Below are 17,315 nucleotides of genomic sequence, written 5' to 3' on the forward strand. Positions count from 1 at the left end.
ATATGGGATTATTTTTGGTAACCGCCTAATTGTTGCTCAGCTAGTGAAACTAGACGTTTAGTGATTTCGCCACCAACAGAACCGTTAGCGCGAGATGTTGCATCCGCTCCAAGTTGAACACCAAACTCTTGAGCGATTTCGTATTTCATTTGGTCTAATGCTGATTCAGCACCAGGAACCGCTAATTTATTTGTGCTACGTGCCATGTTATATCACCTCCTTGTGAGTATAGAGTGTGATAAATAACATGACTTCATACACGGTTTAGATATGGTAATTTATGGTTTTAGAAAAGTTCTTCGAATTTTTCTTCTTCCGCCACTACTTCTACCGTTTGCAATACCATTGTTTCTTTGTTCGCTACAGCTTCATCGATTAATGGTGTGAAATCATATTTCGCTTCAAAACGATTCGCTTTTTCACGCTTCGGCTTCGTCGCTGGGCTTGCTGGTGTGAATACTGTACAGCAATCTTCGTACGGACGAATTGAAATTTCATATGTGCCGATTTCTTCAGCAATTTTAATAATTTCTAATTTATCCATCGTAATAAGCGGACGAATAACTGGATAGTTTGTTACTTCGTTAATCGTATGCATACTATCTAATGTTTGGCTTGCTACTTGTCCAAGACTTTCACCAGTCGTGATTGCAAGTGCATTACGCTCCTCTGCGATACGCTCTGTAATACGCATCATCATACGGCGCATAACTGTCATTGAATAGCTAGATGGAATTTCTTTATTAATCGTTTTTTGCACTTCCGTAAATGGAACAAGGTGAAGCGTTACACGTTTACAGTATTTCGTTAGCTCCTGTGCTAAATCGATTACTTTTTGTTTCGCGCGCTCACTTGTGAAAGGTGGGCTATGGAAGTGAACTGCTTCCACAGATACGCCGCGTTTCATCGTTAAGTAAGCTGCTACTGGGCTATCAATACCACCAGAAAGAAGCACCATTACTTTTCCGCCAACACCAACTGGTAGACCACCAGCTCCCATACGCTCATCGCACATGATGTAGCTATAACCACTGCGAATTTCTACACGTACATTTACATCTGGATTATGAACATCTACTGTAATATCTTCTGTATTTTCTAGAATGTGTCCACCAATCTCAGGTAATAATTCCATCGTTCTCATTGGGAAATGCTTATAAGAACGGTGTACAGTAATTTTAAATGTTTTCACATCGCCTTTTACTTGTAAGAAAGCTGCTAATGCACCTTTTTTAATATCTTCTAATTCTGATGGTACTTTCATCGCTAAGTTAAACTTATGAATACCGAATACATCCTTCAATCTTTCAGAGATCGCTTCATGATCTTCACCATTTAATTGGATGTACATACGGTCATGTGTTGCATCGATTTTAATATTTGGGAACTTTTTTAATTTGAACTTCACGTTATCTTTTAATGTGCTTACAAATTTAGAACGGTTCTTACCTTTAGTCGTCATTTCTCCGTAACGCACTAAAATATATTCATATGTCATCATATTTCTTTACCTCATCACTTCATATAATTTTGGCATCGTCTCTTTCACAATACCTTCAAATTGTTTTACTTCTTCCATCGTGTTTTCTGGTGCCAAACTAATGCGAATCGCACTTGCAGCAGCGGCATGCGGTACTCCCATTGACACTAACACTCTGCTCACTTCATTTGCTTTTGAAGAACAAGCAGACTTCGTCGATACATATACACCGTGTTCTTCTAAAGCATGAACGACCACTTCTGGTTTTAAACCAACAAATGATACATTTAAAATGTGCGGTGCTGCATATGCAAGCGACGTATTGATCGTTACATCTTCCATCTCTTTAAAGAAACGGACAAGCTCTTCTTGTAAATTTTGTAAATGAGCTATCTTTTCTTTCACTTGTTCCATTGTCATGCGAAGTGCTTTCACCATCGCTACAATGCCGGGTAAGTTCTCTGTACCAGAGCGATACTTAAGCTCTTGTTGACCACCTGATAAAATTGGATCTAACCTTACGCCATCACGTACATAAAGAAGACCCGTTCCTTTTACACTGTGGAATTTATGTCCAGATATTGAGCAAAGATCAATATGAGAAGCGTATAAATCGAGCGGTACTTTTCCTATCCCTTGTACATGGTCCACATGGAATCTTATTTTCGGATAATTCGATAATAACGTTCCAATTTCAGCAACAGGCTGAATTGCTCCAGTCTCGTTGTTCACGTGAATAATTGACACAAGAATTGTATCCTCACGAAGTGCTCGTTTTACATCTTCTACCGATACAACACCATGCTCATTAACCGGTAAATATGTTACATCAAAACCGAGATCTTCCAATTGTTTATATGCTTCAAACACAGATGCGTGTTCAATATTTGTTGTAATGATATGTTTACCGCGCGAACGATTCCTCATCGCTATCCCTTTAATCGCTAGGTTATTCCCTTCCGTTCCACCTGATGTGAAAATAATTTCAGAAGGTTTAACGTGAAGAAGCTGCGCTGCAATCGTTCTTGATTGTGTTAATAGACGCTCTGCCTCTCCTCCAAGCGAATGAATAGAAGAAGGGTTTCCAAAATATTTTCCAGCAACCGTTACGTACGATTGAAGGGCTTCCGGATATGGCTTCGTCGTCGCACTATTATCAAAATAGATCATCGTTCTTCCCCTTTCAGCGCTATCACATCATATAATCATATCACAAATACGTGTAATTACGCTAAGACTACTCAAAGGTTCCATTTTATCCCGATTGTGACAGACAATAATTAGCGAGGATGCCCACACTGATTACAGTTTCACTTTATCTTAAAACGAATAACCTTACTGTATTCCGCTATTCATTATAGCAACATCGCCCTCAAAATTACACAAAAAAACAAACCCTTTATGAAAGGGTTTGTTCATTGTCTACATATTCAGCTATTTTTTGAACAACGCCAGGTTCAAGCTGCTCTAGTATAGAAGCCGCTTGTTCTAAAGCTGCATCGTATTGATATTCACGGAATAATTTCTCCGCATAATTTAAGCTCTCTGCAAGACTCTCATCATGACTACGGTAACGATTACCGTATTGAATTAATTTTTCAACTAAATACGCTTGTCCAATTAACTCTTCTGTCATTTCAGCTACACCATTAACAGTTGTGTATGCTTCTTCTAAACTGCTATTTACAGCGTTCATATTTAATGGCTTCACTTCTAATTGATCATATACAGCTTGCATTGCCATTTGTCCTCTTTTTAAATCTTCCATAATACTCTCTGGAAGACCTGGCAAATTCGACTTTTGCATAAAGCGTTTCGTTTCGAAAATGGTATTTCGCATTTCTTGTAATTTCTCACGCGCTTCAAATTCTTCTTTACGCATCGTTTGCAGCATTTCTTTATATTCTGCATGAAGTACTTTCAATGTTTCACATTGCTCATAAACCTCTTCTAGTTCCTCACGAATAATAGAGAAGGCAATATCTTGTTCAGCAACGCGTAATTGTAGCATTTCAAAACGTTTCGTTAAAATGTGCATTTGCTTTTCAATTACTTTTTGAGACTCAATGTCCTTATCTTGTAACTGATAACTTTGTTTCACAAGTTGTGTTTCTGCTTTTGTTTCAATCGTTTCAGTGCGAATTTCTTCTAAATCTTCATAAACAGAAAGTGTTTTTTGCTCCACATAATGTCTCGCATGTACTTCTTGTTCCAGTTGATCATAGAAGCCATCTAAACGAGTTTTTAAGTTTTCTACTTTTTCAGATGCTTCCGTTATATGAAGCTCCTGTATATCCATTAAACATGTGTGTAGTTGTGTCGTCATATCGCGAACTTCTTTAGGGATTTCCAAATACTCTAATACATAACCTTGTCTTACCATATCATTATGTCCATGTAATAAGTCTTCCAGCTGAACTGGTAACGTCGCTTGACACTCTACCAATAAATCTGGAATTTGGTGAATAATGATTTCTAAATCTGCTAAACCTTCTTCCAAACTAATAACAATTTCTCTCGCTTTTAAATAGTCACCATTATCTGTTGCCTCTTCAAAGCTTTTAAATTTATTAGATTCAGCGTCTAGCATTTCTTCTATTTTCTGCTCTGCTGCTCCATACATATGTCTATGAGCAAGAACACTCTTCTTCATACTACGATATGTATCACGTAACTCTTCAATTTCCGAGCTATTTTTTTCATGGCTTTCTAACAATTGCTGTAATTCATTTAAAATGTCTGTAATACGATTATCAGCGTCATCTAAACCACTTATGGATTCATTCATCGCATGCTTTGCTTTTCGGAAGGAGAATTGCGAGGCGAATTTTCGCGCTTGCGCTAAATCTTTGTCAGCTTTCGGAAGAGTTGTTGATACAATTTCATCCCATTCTTCACGCCATTTACCAAACAGCTCTTCTGTTTGACCCGTCATATTTAAATCTTTTACCCGCTTTAGTTCATCTGCCACAGGTTTATCTTTTATCTCTTGTTTCCACTGCTCCAGTGCCTCAATATCTTTATATGAACGATTTCTTATCACAAGCTCTATCATGAGCAGCACTAGAATAGAGCTTACTACAATGATAACGATCGTCAGGATAGAATCCATGCAAAAAAGCCTCCTAGTTATATCTCTTTTTTTGTCCGTTCCGTTTATGAAATGGAAGGCATTATGTATAAAAAGGGAATTCCCCTATATTTAACAACTAACAATGTACTAATCATACCATGTAATGGTTTGTTTTTGACCTAGTTTTTTTTAAAATTTCATGTTTCTTCAATGCAATTGTAATCTTTCTCAATATTCCGTTTGGATTACCTCTCATCATCAAATGAATGCAATAAAGTGAAACTTTAATCAGTGGGGTTGTTTCCCGCCCACTGATTATTAGTTGAACCAATCGGGCTTTTACGGGCAGTTGATTCCCCACCTAACTTCTTTGCTTTCGCTGAATTTTGAGGTGGGGTCTTACTGCCCGGCAAATAGCGGGATAAAAGGCCTTCTTCCATATGAGATACGAAATAAATTTTGCGCACAAGTGGTGGTTCAATAGAAATTGCATGCACATTTCCTTGCTTTACCGCTTGCTCTACTGCCATTTCTGGGAGTAACGTGATACCAAGTCCAGCTCCGACCATCGCAAGCATCGGTTCTGCATAAGAAGTTTCAAATGCAATGATTGGTTTCGCACCTATCCCTTGAAACATATTCGTTATCATTTTCCTTACATCACAGATTTCTGGATATACAATTAACTTTTCATTTTGCAAATCTTCCATTTTGATTACTGTTTTCTCTTTATAAAGATGATCATTTGAAACGACACAAACAATTTTTTCTTCTCGTATTTCTTTTATACACGTAGCGCCTTCTACCACTGAATCAATGAACATCGCTTCAATCTTCCGTTCTTTAAAGAGTCCCATTAGTACTTTCGTATGCTCAATTTTCCATTCTACTTCGAACCCGTCACCAAATATATCTTTACATTTTGATATGTAATGTGCTGCTAAACTTGGCAATATGCCTATAGAAATGTTCCGCTTTTCTTGAAATTTCTTCATCTCAGCTTTCACTTCATGTATGTATTCCAAAAGCGGTAACATTCTTGTTATAAATAACTCTCCAGCACTTGTTAATTCGACTCCTTGCGCGGAACGCTTTAATAAAGTAACCTCTAAATCCGCTTCTAACCTTTGAATTTGTTTACTAAGCGCTGGTTGGGAAATATGTAAAAGCTTACTCGCCTTTGATAAACTTCGCGTATTCTTTACTTCAATAAACGATCGTACTGCCTCTAAATCCATCATACACACCTCTAACAAAAAGTTATAACTGTCATAAAAAATCGGTATTTCCTTCTATAAACAATTACTCTTTATACTTATTTCATCAACTTACTATAACGAAATGTAAAGGGGAAAGATACTCTTGAACAAAAAACAAATGCTACTTGGATCCCTCCTATGCTTACTTGCTGTAACAGCTTGGGGATTTATGTTTCCTGTAATGGCAAATGCCTTACAGTTTATCGATCCGTTCTTCTTCACAACTATCCGATACGGATCAGCAGCTATTATTTTTCTTATTTTGCTATTCATTACTGAAGGAAAAACTTCACTACATTTAGAAAAGAGAACTCTTTCGTTATTCTTTTATGGAACAGTCGGTTTTGCTGGATATGGTTTTCTCATTTTTTATGGCCAACAACTTGCCGGACCTGCTGGAGCCATCCATGCGGCTATGATTCAGTCTCTTATGCCACTCATCGCTTTATTATTGCAGTGGATAACTAAAAACAAGCGCCCACAAAACTACACATTCCTTTGTATGTTCGTTGCACTTATCGGTGTTATGCTTGTCATTTCAAAAGGAAATATTCACTTATTATTCGGAGCTGCCAGCCATCTCTCAACAAATATACTTATGTTATGCGGCGTTACTTGCTGGGTCATTTACACGAATGGTGGTGCTCGTTTTCAATCTTGGTCACCACTCAGGTATACGACGTTAACTTGTTTATTCGGTTCAATTTCACTCATCGTTATTGTCACTTTCTTCGCTTACACAAACGTCGTTACTGTACCGTCACTATCTACAATTATGAGCGTTCGTTTTGAACTCTTGTATATGTCGATTATTGCAGGGGTTATCGCTGTATTTTGCTGGAACACAGGAAATCGCTATATTTCATCTATTAACGGCATATTATTTATGAATTTAGTTCCTGTACTTGCACTTATCGGTTCCATCTTTCGAGGTTATACAGTCGACAAAATTGAAGTTGCCGGAGCCTCATTAACAATTATCGCGCTATTATGCAACAATTTATGGCAAAGAAAAGAAAGCACAAAAATCCCCACCTCTATTCGTTAGGTGGGGATTTTTCACATATGAACAGCTCTTGGCCATTCATAATACATATTCGTTATACACAATGTTTGTTCCATCCATTGTTCAATTTCTTTCGTGTACATTTCTAAGAAAAATGTTTCAGACGGAAAAGAATGCAACACTTCTGATATATATTGCGGATATAAAAACGGCATATTCATCATGCCTTTTAATTGAGTCATAAACATTGTAAAAGATACCTTTCTAAACTCTTGCTTCATTTGTCCCTGTCTAATTATTTGCTCTATATAATATCTTTCTTTAGAAAAATAAACGGTCATCACTTCACGAATTAATGTCGTATCAAGCGAAAGCTCTCGGTAGAAAAAACGTGTCAGTTCCCTATTTTCAAATTGATATCGTAAAATTCCGCGCACCATTTGCACCATCACATCTTTAGCCGACAAATACTCTCTCTGTTCAAACGACATTTCAATCACATGAATATATCCTTCTAAAAAATCAGTAATAAGCTGTTCTAATAAACCTTGCTTTCCAGCAAAATAATATGAAATATTCGCTACATTCACATCCGCTCGCTTTGCAATGTCTCGCACCGAGGTTCCATCATAACCTTTCGTATTAAACAACGATATTGCCGCATCAATTACTTTTTGTTTCGTCTGTTTCATGCGCTCACTTCCTCTCACTGAACAGCTATAGTTTAAATTTCTTGACTTTTAAGACAAATTCCTTTAATTTTCTATCGACAAAGTCATGTGAAATACATCGTATTTTGCTAATATTTTACACATCTCGATAAAAAAGGAGCTGTTTCCATGTTTACTAAAGAAAGTTATGCAGGATCTCGCGTGCAGCAATATGAGACAGTAATTAAACAACTGGATGCATTATTAACTGGCGAATCAAACGTAGTCGCAAACTTATCAAATGCGTCCGCATTATTAAACCAATTTTTAGATCGTGTGAATTGGGTTGGCTTTTATGTAACAGAAGGAAATCAGCTTGTTCTTGGACCATTCCAAGGAATGCCTGCTTGCGTGCGCATTCCATTTGGACGAGGCGTTTGCGGCGTTGCAGCTGAAACGAAAACAACACAGCTTGTAGCAGACGTTCACCAATTCCCAGGACATATCGCTTGCGACAGTGCTTCGAATTCAGAAATCGTCGTACCGATTGTGAAAGAAGGAACTGTCATCGGTGTACTTGATATCGATAGTCCTGAAAAAAATCGTTTTGACGAAGTAGATCAGCGCTATTTAGAAAAGTTTGTGGAAACACTCCTAAAACATATGTAACGAAAAAGAGCTAGTTATCGATTGAGTACATTACGTACAAAACCGATAGCTAGCTCTTTTTTTATTGATTACTAACAGTAGATATTTTCTTTAATGCCTGCTCTAAATCAGAAACGATATCCTCCCACGATTCTAAACCGACGGATAAACGTATTAAATTATCATAAATGCCCATTTCTTGTCTTAACTCAGCTGGAATCGCAGCGTGCGTCATCGTCGCTGGATGCTGAATTAACGTTTCTGTATCTCCTAAACTTACCGCAATTGTAATAAAGTGAAGGTCATTGATAAACGCTTGCGTCTCTTCTTTCCCGCCTTTTACCGAAAAAGAAATCACACCGCCGCCCCGTTTCATTTGGCGAGATGCTAGTTCCCCTTCTGGATACCAAACACCTTCTACCGCATCATGATTTTTTAGGAACGATACAATTTTTTCTGCATTATCACAATGGCGGTCCATTCTTACCGCTAACGTCTTTAATCCGCGTAACAATAACCATGCATCAAATGGCGCCATAATACCGCCGATATCTTTTCGCATCGGGCGAATTTTTTCAGCTAACGCTTTCGTTTTACAAATTGTTACACCGGCTACAACATCACCGTGACCACCAATATATTTTGTCGCACTATGCACAACCGCGTCACAGCCGAGTTCAAGCGGTCTTTGTAAATAAGGTGAACAAAACGTATTATCAACAATGACAAGTAAGCCATTTCGCTTCGCAACCCGGATCACTTGTTTTAAATCAATTAATTTCATTGTCGGGTTAATCGGTGTTTCAACGAAAATAAGCTTTGTATTTTGGCGAATCTTATTTTCAATATCAGCCTCTGCCTCCATATCACAAAAAGAATGCGTAATCATAAATTTTTCTTCTAACACTTCTAAAAAACCGTACGTGCACCCATATAATCCATTTGAACAAATAATATGATCTCCAGCTTTTAGAAAACCAATTAAAGTTGCTGAGATAGCTGCCATACCGGATCCGAAAGCAAGTGCTTCTTCTCCTCCTTCTAACACCGCCATACGCTCTTCAAATAATTTCACAGTTGGATTTCCAAGTCTTGAGTAAATATAAGATGGATCTACTCCCGCAAAACTCGCTTCTCCTTGCTGCGCAGTCTCAAATGTAAATGTAGACGTTTGAAATAACGGTGGTGTTAAACTTCCTTTATGTTCCTCAGATGTATAACCGTGATGAATTAACGCTGTCTCCATATGCTTCTTTTTCATAAAAACATCCCCTTTTATGTTTTTACTGCCGCATATTCATCAACAAAGCTTTGATGAACGTTTTTACCATATTTTATGTAAGCGTTTTATTTGTGTTTCTATCTCTTCTTTTATATCGTTTTAAATTCCTTCTTGTTCATTTCCAAAATTTATATGCATAAAACAAAAATGGAGTCGCTTGACGAAACTCTGGGTAAAAGATATAATAGCGTTTGTGTAAAATAAAAAGGCAGCCTTGTAATGTGAGTTTATCGTTTGTATTTTGTTCCTCTACGGAGGTGTATCTCGTAACTCCCTGCTGCTGGAGCGAAGGTACATGAAAACAAAATGCCCGTAAATATCGATTACGTCTGTTTTTATTTTACGTAAATAAAAACATTTTTAAAGGAGGAGTCAACTATGGCTCGTTATACAGGTCCAGCTTGGAAACTGTCTCGTCGTCTTGGAATCTCTCTAAGCGGCACAGGAAAAGAATTAGAAAAACGCCCTTACGCACCAGGTCCTCACGGTCCTAACCAACGTAAGAAACTTTCAGAATACGGTTTACAATTACAAGAGAAACAAAAACTTCGTCACATGTACGGCATGACTGAGCGTCAATTCCGTCGCACATTTGACCAAGCAGGTAAAATGCCTGGTAAGCACGGCGAAAACTTCATGATCCTTCTTGAAGCTCGTCTTGACAACTTAGTTTACCGTATGGGCTTAGCTCGCACTCGTCGTGCAGCTCGCCAATTAGTAAACCACGGTCACATCACAGTTGATGGATCTCGCGTAGATATCCCATCTTACCGTGTAAAACCTGGTCAAACTATCAGCGTTCGCGAAAAATCTAACAGCCTTGTTGTTGTTAAAGAAGCGATCGAAGTTAACAACTTCGTACCAGAATACTTAACTTTCGATGCTGATAAATTAGAAGCTACTTACACTCGTCACGCTGAGCGTTCTGAGTTAGCAGCTGAAATCAACGAAGCATTAATCGTAGAGTTCTACTCTCGTTAATCTCGGTACTCTGCAAAGAGTATTATTAAAAGCCTTAGGAACCTTGTTTATCAAGGGGCCTGGGCTTTTTTTATTTTATAAAACACATATAATTAGGCCAAAAATAAAAAAAGCTGGTGTGTGTATAGAAATGGGTAAGTACAAAAGAGCAGATGCTAAAAGGAGCTACTTATTTTGAAAGAAAACTTCATCAAAATTCCTCTTCATATACATGACTTTCAAACATTAAAATTGTTATTAGAAGAAATAATACAAGACGAAATAGAATTGTTTGAAGGGTTTTCTAAATATACTTTACATATTTCATCTAAAGAATCTAAAGTAACTATTAACCTTAGAAGTGAGCTTTTTCCAAAACCATATTTAGCAATTGCTGCTATAAGCATTACACCAAGTAATCAAGGAAAAGGAAGCATTATTCTTGAATGGTTTAAAACATTCGCAAAAGAAAAGGGCTTCGAGCGTTTAGTATTACAAGAAGTCATAACCAAAGAAGGTTACCACTTTGCATTAAAAAATAGGTTTACAAAAGCGTGTAATCTATACGAGGAAACATTCGGAGATCCAAGCAGTATTGATGGGGATTATGAACTACATTTAACGTAAAGAATAAGATAAAAAGTGAACAAATATTTTTCATACTCGTTCACTTTTTTTACTTGCTAATTATCTAATATAATCGGTTCTTTCCAAGTTCAATCGCATATACATCTAATACATAATAAGGAGCACACTCGTTTGAATGTGACTAAATTAAATTTTTTATTAGCTCATCTTCCGCTTCAATATATTCATCAATTAACTTCCATATAGACCGCTTATTTTTCTCAGCATCTCTTTCAAAATTAATTCTTTCTGTTTCATTCGATGAATCTAAAAAAGAAGTGCACCAAAAAATATACTCATTACAATTTTCTCTTAACTTTTTTGCAGAACGATTCTCTCTATCAAAATTAATCCAAATAAAGGGTTTATGATTCAATAATTGAAAATATATTTTTTGTTTTGCATTTTCATCTTTTTCCTTAAAACCTCTTCTACCCAAATCAAGAACTTCCGTAATATGTTCCATTAAATCATTTTGCATTCTTCTTTTCTCAGATAATTCCACAGCAATCCTACGTTCTTTTTTCTTAATACGTGAATCTCTAATGGCATTAACAATTAACATCCCTGCTGTAATACCCGTAAATAATAGCGTAAAAAATTTAAACCAGAAATCGTCCATTTTATCCCTCCTTATGCTCTAAATCCCCATTATTACATAAGGTTATTACGATATACAAGGACTATGCATTATCATGCTAAATTGCACAGCATCAATCTAACTAACCCTTTCATTGGGAATATGGATAAGTTCGCTTTGATTTATATTAATACGTTTTAAAATTAAAATCTGCCTCACAGACTTGTATACTTTAATACACAGTAAATAACCTAATGAACAAGTTTTACTTTGATATTGAGTTTATGTGTAATTAACCATCCGAAAATCCCTTTAGCAGCAAAATATCAATATGGTATAATTTTCTTGTAAAATATTAGAAAAAGAAGGGATGACATGGCACAAATAAAGGTGACACCTGAAGAATTAGAACAGGTGGCAAAAACTGTGAGGAATTCACGAAACTACTTAGATCAATTACATCAGGATTTGTACAATCAAACTGAATACATAGCATCAATGTGGTCAGGAGCAACTAACTTTAGAAACGCCTAGTGGTATAAAAACTAGAGTTGATTTAGCGGCAATTGATAAAGTGAAAGGGAAAATTGATTTATACGAAGCAAAAGCTTCATTGACCGCCCCTTTAACCAAAAATCAAAAAGCCGCTTTTCCTGAAATTGAAGAATTTGGGGCCCTTGTGAAAGGAAAAGGCAAACCGCCATTAACTGGAGGTACGGAAATACCACCTACTAAAATAGAAATAGTACGTAAACAATAGCGAAGGAGTTGGTATATATGTCTTTAAGAGAATTAGAACAAATAGACTTATTAGCCGTTGAAAAAGAAACAGGATATGTTCATCTTATTATTGCTGATGAAGAGGATTGGTCAGACGAAGAAGAACACGTATCTTTATTGATAGAGAAGATTTATGCTTACTTAGGAGTTATTGAAAGTGGAGCGATATATGAAATGTATCCTGATGCTAAGGGACGACAATTTGTTATTAGCATACACGGAAAATATCGTTGTACTGAGTACGGTGAAGAGTTTTTTGAAAAGGCTGAGGAAATAGTTATGAAAGCTGGATACGGTTTCCAATATATACATAAGCCCCATGAAGAAGGGGACAATTTAGCAGAATAAAAACATTTAAGTCACACTCTTACGAGCTGTGGCTTTTATTATGTAACACGAATAACTAAAACAAAAAAGCCGTACCTCTAATGGGGTACGGCTAAAGCATTGCTAGTGTCTATTCATATTATATATTTTAATTAACTACATCTGCAAGGGTTATATTTTGATCAATCTTCAACGTGATATTGTAATCTTTCCATAACACATCATTTTTATCACAATTTCTAAAATCCACATTTATTGACACTAGCATTCACCCTTTTTCTTCTTTTTATTTTCAGCTTTTTCAAAGGGTTAATCAAGAATTTTCCATTTATTTTACAAGTTTTAATTTTAATTCCATTACATAAGAACATACATTCTTTTTCAACTTTAAATTTCTACGGTTATCATCACCAAAAGAAGTATATATGCCTATATACTTCTTTCACATTTCTTTTTCTCTATTAGAATCCATACATTTTCCTTTTCTCTCAAAAATCACTACTATGTATAGTAGCTTAACATCTAAATACCACTATAGGTATTTTCCGATTCACATTTATACTCTTCTTGTATTTCTTGTCTTTCTTGTTCCCCCGATTCCTCCTCTTTTTTCTTCCTGTTCCGTTTTTACGGTTGATACTCTATCGTACAGATCCATTACTTTCTTAACCACATTAATTCCACCCACAACAATTCCAATCAAACCGACATAAATCAACACAACAATTTTGTTTTCCACTACTGAAATGATTACAGTAAGTATTCCACCACAAAACTAGTACCACTCCAATAACAAATGCTCCTGTCCACATAATCATGTTAAATCCTACTAATAAATTTCTCATGTAATTACTCCCTTTCCATAAATAAATTTTTGCTGCCCTTTTCTATTTACGGAAAATAATTAAACACCTTCTTTTTATTTTTAAAAGAGAATTTTTAAATTTACATCTAATAATTACAGTTAAAACTACGCATATAATAACACCATTTTCTCTTTGATCTATGACAGATTTATTTTTCTAGCTAAAAAAGACTGTTTAAAGCAACTAAACAGTTACTTCAAACAGTCTTCATTTTTATATATAAAATAAAATTATTTATTTTCCTCTTTCTGAACATATACATAAGCATCTTTCTGCTCTTTATGTATATCCACCTTCGAATTCTCTGCAAGCTGACCCGCATTTAGCAAAGAAAAAATAATGAGCGCTTCTAGTGACATTTTGTTTTACCACTCCTTTCTAGTTGTTATACATTTATCATACCGCTTACATGTGATTTCCGTATGAACTCGAAAAGGAGATTACAACAAAAAGGTTACAGGAATGTGAATGCACGCTATAATAACCATTAAATAGGAGGTGGATTCTTTTTGACAATAAACCAAATGGTTCAACTCGGAAGTTCATTTATGCTATTTATTACTTCGGCACTTATGAGTTGGTATCAGGGAAGTAATTTGATAGATTATCCTGATGAATGGAAATATAGCGCTAAGTTTACAAATTACTTTAAAGGCACCGTTTCAAATTACGAAGATATTTATCAAATCGATTTTTTTATATACGCAGCAAAATTTTATCCAACAGCATTTATCGTTATGCTAGTTAGTTTACTTTATATGCTCATATTAATTCTTTATATTCTATTTAAAAGAAAAGATCCGGCGATTTAAATCCATACATAAAAAACCCCGAATCATAAACTTTTCAGCCTACAATTCGGGGTACTATGTGTTTATATTCGTTTCTGATTAGTAACGAATTAAGAAATATTTCTTTTTACCGCGGCGAATGATTGTGAATTTACCTTCGATGCGGTCGTTTTCTGTTACAACGTAGTCTAATGCTTGTGTACGCTCACCGTTTACGTAGATTGCACCGTTCGTTACATCTTCACGTGCTTGACGTTTTGATGGAGAGATTTTGCTTTCTACTAGTAAGTCGATTAATACTGTATCTTCTGCAGTACGTTCTACAGATGGTACGTCTTTGAATCCTTGCTCGATTTCGCTTGCAGTCAGTTCTGCTACAGAACCACTAAATAATGCAGCTGAAATTTTAATCGCTTGCTCTAATGCTTCTTCGCCGTGAACAAGTTTTGTCATTTCTGCACCTAATGCTTTTTGTGCTGCACGTTTTTCTGGTGCTTCAGCTACTTGTTTCTCAAGCTCAAAAATTTCTTCATGCGATAAGAATGTAAAGTATTTTAAGTATTTAACAACGTCGCGGTCATCTGTGTTAATCCAGAATTGGTAGAACTCGTAAGGAGTTGTTTTTTCTGGATCTAACCAAATTGCGCCGCCTTCTGTTTTACCAAACTTCGTACCGTCAGATTTAGTAACAAGTGGAATTGTTAAACCGAATGCTTTCGCATCTTCTTCTGATTTACGGATTAATTCAAGACCAGCTGTAATGTTACCCCATTGATCACTACCACCGATTTGTAGGCGGCAATTATGGTGTTGGTATAAGTTTAAGAAGTCGTATGATTGTAAAATCATGTAACTAAACTCAGTGAATGAAATACCAGTCTCTAAACGAGATGCTACTGTATCTTTTGCTAACATATAGTTTAAACCGAAGTTTTTACCGATATCGCGTAAGAATGAAATGACATCTAAGTTACCAAGCCAATTATAGTTGTTAGCCATTGTTGCTGGGTTGTCCACGTTTTCGAACTCTAAGAAGTTTGAAAGCTGGTTTTTAATGCTTTCTGTGTAGTAAGCAACTGTATCTTTCGTATTTAATGTACGCTCTGCTTTTTTACCACTTGGGTCACCGATCATACCAGTACCACCGCCAACAAGTGCGATTGGTTGGTGACCAGCTAATTGGAAACGACGTAACATTAATACTGGTAACATATGACCGATGTGTAAGCTATCCGCTGTCGGGTCGAAACCACAGTATAATTTAACGCTTTCTTTTTCTAATAATTGCTCAAGGCCCTCAGCGTCTGTTTGCTGATTAATTAGACCGCGAAATTCAAGATCTTGTAAAATACCCATATCCTACATACTCTCCTTTAAGTTCATTACTGGCGTGAAGGTTAAAAACATAAAAAAATCGCCCCTTCAAATAAGGGACGATTTTGATTATCGCGTTACCACCCTAGTTGCAGACCAAAAAAGCCTACCACCTTATTTACATAACGGCTTAGCACCGTCTCTTCCCTTTTGAATACAATTCAATCGAAAAAAGATGCTCTAGGGGCGTAATTCGCGATCATCTATGTGCTGATTTTCACCGGCCATCAGCTCTCTAAAACAGGGAAATGATCACTACTTCTCCCTTTCCACGCTCAATTATTCATATACTTTTCTTTATACCATCATTTATATAGGCGTGTCAAATAAGGGTCGGATTTCTCTTCTTATCAACCCTTTACAACGCCATAAAGAGTATCGTAATAAGAGAAAGAATTGGAACCCCAACTAATAACGATACATGAAACACAACTGATAAATCATTCCCAATCGTAGCCTCCACAGGATCTTTCGCTGGAGAACCAAGAAATCCGATTAATCGATCGAAGCGACTTACCGTTTTTGGAAAGTCTGGTATTTCTACATGATCACTATCTAAATGTTGCTGTAATTTATATTCATTCTTAAAGGGATTTTCGCTCAATTTCGTCCACCTCCAGCAATTGTTTCAATTTCTTTATCCCGTTATGAAGTCTCGATTTCACCGTTCCGACTGGAATATCTAATACCTCTGCAATTTCTTTTTGCTGCATATCATGATAATAAGACAGGATTAGGACCGCTCTTTGCTCTTCTGGAACTTTCAAAATTGCTTCTCTTACTGTGAGCCGATCTTCGTGAGAAAATTCTTTTTCCGGAATCGGCACTAAAAATGGCAAAAGCGTACGCCACTTTTTTCTCCTATTTAATTTATTAATCATAAGACGATAACCGATTTGAAATAAGTACGTTTTTATTTTACCTTTTTCAAGTTCATACATATGTTTCTTACGCTCTAGCGTCAAAAACGTATCTTGGACAAGGTCGATACTCAATTGTTCATCTCGGTTAAATCGATATAAAAATGTATATAGCGCTGGCTTGATCAAAACATATAGTTTTTCTCCCGCCTGTTTATCTCCACTTTGATACGCAAGCATGAGCTCTTCCTCAATCCCAATCTGCGCCATGATTTTTGATCTCCTTTATTCCTTTTAACGTTAATGAAATACGGGAAATTAAATAGCAACTTGCGACAATAATCCATACTTGCGATTGATTCGTAAAAAATTGAACGTACGGGTTTTGAATTGTCTGGCCGGTTGAAACTAAAATATTTAATGCTTGCACACATATGCATGCATACACCGCAAGACAAGCTGAAATCGTATCAAATACATTCCAGCGAAAATACACTTTTGTTTTTGTAAAATCAATTTTATATCCTTTTTTCCGTACTATATGTTTTCTATCAAATGGAATAATGATGGAAAACATAACAATCATCATGACTCCAGCGGTAATCATTGACACTTTAAATCCGATTGACATCGGTAATAGCAAACCACAAGAAAATACAACTATAATTCCAATTAAAGCAAAAGTAAGAAGTAATTTATTAGACATATAAAAGCCTCCCTCATCTATTCTTTCATAAATGTATACAGACGAG

19 protein-coding genes, 2 pseudogenes and 1 other annotated feature are annotated in these 17,315 nt (G+C 36.2%); of the genes and pseudogenes, 8 read left to right on the forward strand and 13 right to left on the reverse strand.

The genetic code is table 11. The features are described 5' to 3' along the window. Positions 1–8: 8 nt before the first annotated feature. From ATN06_RS23645 to ATN06_RS23670, 5 genes and pseudogenes are all read right to left on the reverse strand, one after another. The gene (locus ATN06_RS23645; protein WP_000124491.1) at positions 9–206 is read right to left on the reverse strand and encodes an alpha/beta-type small acid-soluble spore protein; all 198 of its coding nucleotides are present in this window, start codon (positions 204–206) and stop codon (positions 9–11) included. Between the two features lie 80 nt (positions 207–286). Continuing rightward, positions 287–1,501 (reverse strand): tRNA uracil 4-sulfurtransferase ThiI, encoded by a 1,215-nt coding sequence (gene thiI / locus ATN06_RS23650; RefSeq protein WP_060632540.1) that lies wholly within the window; start codon positions 1,499–1,501, stop codon positions 287–289. 6 nt (positions 1,502–1,507) lie between these two features. Further along, complete coding sequence (locus ATN06_RS23655) at positions 1,508–2,650, reverse strand: cysteine desulfurase family protein (protein WP_060632541.1); 1,143 nt, start codon at positions 2,648–2,650, stop codon at positions 1,508–1,510. A gap of 229 nt (positions 2,651–2,879) precedes the next feature. Then, positions 2,880–4,592 carry a septation ring formation regulator EzrA gene (gene ezrA, locus ATN06_RS23660; RefSeq protein ID WP_060632542.1) on the reverse strand — a complete coding sequence of 571 codons (1,713 nt, stop codon included), beginning with the start codon at positions 4,590–4,592 and terminating at the stop codon, positions 2,880–2,882. A gap of 383 nt (positions 4,593–4,975) precedes the next feature. Continuing rightward, a pseudogene (locus ATN06_RS23670) lies at positions 4,976–5,791 on the reverse strand (LysR family transcriptional regulator); the annotation flags it as partial. Between the two features lie 124 nt (positions 5,792–5,915). On the opposite strand from ATN06_RS23670, the gene ATN06_RS23675 reads away from it, so the two are divergent. Further along, entirely contained in the window at positions 5,916–6,860 is a 945-nt protein-coding gene (locus ATN06_RS23675; protein ID WP_060632543.1) for a DMT family transporter, read from the forward strand. Positions 6,861–6,871: 11 nt separating this feature from the next. Here the strand turns inward: ATN06_RS23675 and refZ are convergent, their stop codons facing one another. After that, positions 6,872–7,510, reverse strand: a complete 639-nt coding sequence (refZ, locus tag ATN06_RS23680) for a forespore capture DNA-binding protein RefZ (protein WP_060632544.1) — start codon at positions 7,508–7,510, stop codon at positions 6,872–6,874. 147 nt (positions 7,511–7,657) lie between these two features. On the opposite strand from refZ, the gene ATN06_RS23685 reads away from it, so the two are divergent. Then, a complete protein-coding gene (locus tag ATN06_RS23685; RefSeq protein ID WP_060632545.1) occupies positions 7,658–8,137 on the forward strand; it encodes a GAF domain-containing protein in 480 nt (159 codons plus the stop codon). Positions 8,138–8,198: 61 nt separating this feature from the next. On the opposite strand, the gene megL is transcribed toward ATN06_RS23685, so the two are convergent. Next, positions 8,199–9,377 carry a methionine gamma-lyase gene (megL, locus tag ATN06_RS23690; RefSeq protein ID WP_060632546.1) on the reverse strand — a complete coding sequence of 393 codons (1,179 nt, stop codon included), beginning with the start codon at positions 9,375–9,377 and terminating at the stop codon, positions 8,199–8,201. 399 nt (positions 9,378–9,776) lie between these two features. Here megL and rpsD point away from each other — a divergent pair, with 399 nt between their 5' ends. Both rpsD and ATN06_RS23700 read left to right on the forward strand, forming a co-directional pair. Beyond that, positions 9,777–10,379: a 30S ribosomal protein S4 gene (gene rpsD / locus ATN06_RS23695; protein WP_000135322.1), complete on the forward strand. Its 603-nt coding sequence runs from the start codon at positions 9,777–9,779 to the stop codon at positions 10,377–10,379. Positions 10,380–10,553: 174 nt separating this feature from the next. Next, positions 10,554–10,985: an N-acetyltransferase gene (locus ATN06_RS23700; RefSeq protein ID WP_060632547.1), complete on the forward strand. Its 432-nt coding sequence runs from the start codon at positions 10,554–10,556 to the stop codon at positions 10,983–10,985. Between the two features lie 142 nt (positions 10,986–11,127). Here ATN06_RS23700 and ATN06_RS23705 read toward each other — a convergent pair whose 3' ends face one another. Then, positions 11,128–11,607 (reverse strand): hypothetical protein, encoded by a 480-nt coding sequence (locus tag ATN06_RS23705; protein ID WP_060632548.1) that lies wholly within the window; start codon positions 11,605–11,607, stop codon positions 11,128–11,130. 333 nt (positions 11,608–11,940) lie between these two features. On the opposite strand from ATN06_RS23705, the pseudogene ATN06_RS28880 reads away from it, so the two are divergent. From ATN06_RS28880 to ATN06_RS23715, 3 genes and pseudogenes are all read left to right on the forward strand, one after another. Next, positions 11,941–12,090 (forward strand): annotated as a pseudogene (locus ATN06_RS28880) (WXG100 family type VII secretion target); the annotation flags it as partial. 49 nt (positions 12,091–12,139) lie between these two features. Beyond that, on the forward strand, positions 12,140–12,325 hold the full coding sequence (locus ATN06_RS23710; protein ID WP_176225754.1) for a hypothetical protein: 186 nt from the start codon (positions 12,140–12,142) through the stop codon (positions 12,323–12,325). A 17-nt stretch (positions 12,326–12,342) separates the two neighbouring features. Next, positions 12,343–12,693, forward strand: coding sequence for a DUF6572 domain-containing protein (locus tag ATN06_RS23715; RefSeq protein WP_060632549.1), 351 nt, complete (start codon positions 12,343–12,345; stop codon positions 12,691–12,693). Positions 12,694–13,768: 1,075 nt separating this feature from the next. On the opposite strand, the gene ATN06_RS23720 is transcribed toward ATN06_RS23715, so the two are convergent. Beyond that, on the reverse strand, positions 13,769–13,897 hold the full coding sequence (locus tag ATN06_RS23720) for a hypothetical protein (protein ID WP_000050940.1): 129 nt from the start codon (positions 13,895–13,897) through the stop codon (positions 13,769–13,771). A gap of 165 nt (positions 13,898–14,062) precedes the next feature. On the opposite strand from ATN06_RS23720, the gene ATN06_RS23725 reads away from it, so the two are divergent. After that, positions 14,063–14,350 (forward strand): YjdJ family protein, encoded by a 288-nt coding sequence (locus ATN06_RS23725; RefSeq protein WP_335338641.1) that lies wholly within the window; start codon positions 14,063–14,065, stop codon positions 14,348–14,350. A gap of 78 nt (positions 14,351–14,428) precedes the next feature. Here the strand turns inward: ATN06_RS23725 and tyrS are convergent, their stop codons facing one another. The 4 genes from tyrS to ATN06_RS23745 form a co-directional block, all read right to left on the reverse strand. Next, on the reverse strand, positions 14,429–15,685 hold the full coding sequence (gene tyrS, locus ATN06_RS23730; RefSeq protein WP_060632551.1) for a tyrosine--tRNA ligase: 1,257 nt from the start codon (positions 15,683–15,685) through the stop codon (positions 14,429–14,431). 70 nt (positions 15,686–15,755) lie between these two features. Next, positions 15,756–15,984 (reverse strand) — a binding site (T-box leader). Positions 15,985–16,061: 77 nt separating this feature from the next. Then, positions 16,062–16,307, reverse strand: coding sequence for a hypothetical protein (locus ATN06_RS23735; RefSeq protein WP_060632552.1), 246 nt, complete (start codon positions 16,305–16,307; stop codon positions 16,062–16,064). After that, positions 16,288–16,833: an RNA polymerase sigma factor gene (locus ATN06_RS23740; protein WP_000057186.1), complete on the reverse strand. Its 546-nt coding sequence runs from the start codon at positions 16,831–16,833 to the stop codon at positions 16,288–16,290. Before ATN06_RS23740 ends, ATN06_RS23735 begins: the two co-directional genes overlap by 20 nt. Further along, positions 16,814–17,269 carry a hypothetical protein gene (locus tag ATN06_RS23745; RefSeq protein ID WP_060632553.1) on the reverse strand — a complete coding sequence of 152 codons (456 nt, stop codon included), beginning with the start codon at positions 17,267–17,269 and terminating at the stop codon, positions 16,814–16,816. Before ATN06_RS23745 ends, ATN06_RS23740 begins: the two co-directional genes overlap by 20 nt. Positions 17,270–17,315: the final 46 nt, after the last annotated feature.

The sequence above is a fragment of the Bacillus thuringiensis genome, from assembly GCF_001455345.1.
Lineage (GTDB): Bacteria > Bacillota > Bacilli > Bacillales > Bacillaceae_G > Bacillus_A > Bacillus_A thuringiensis_N.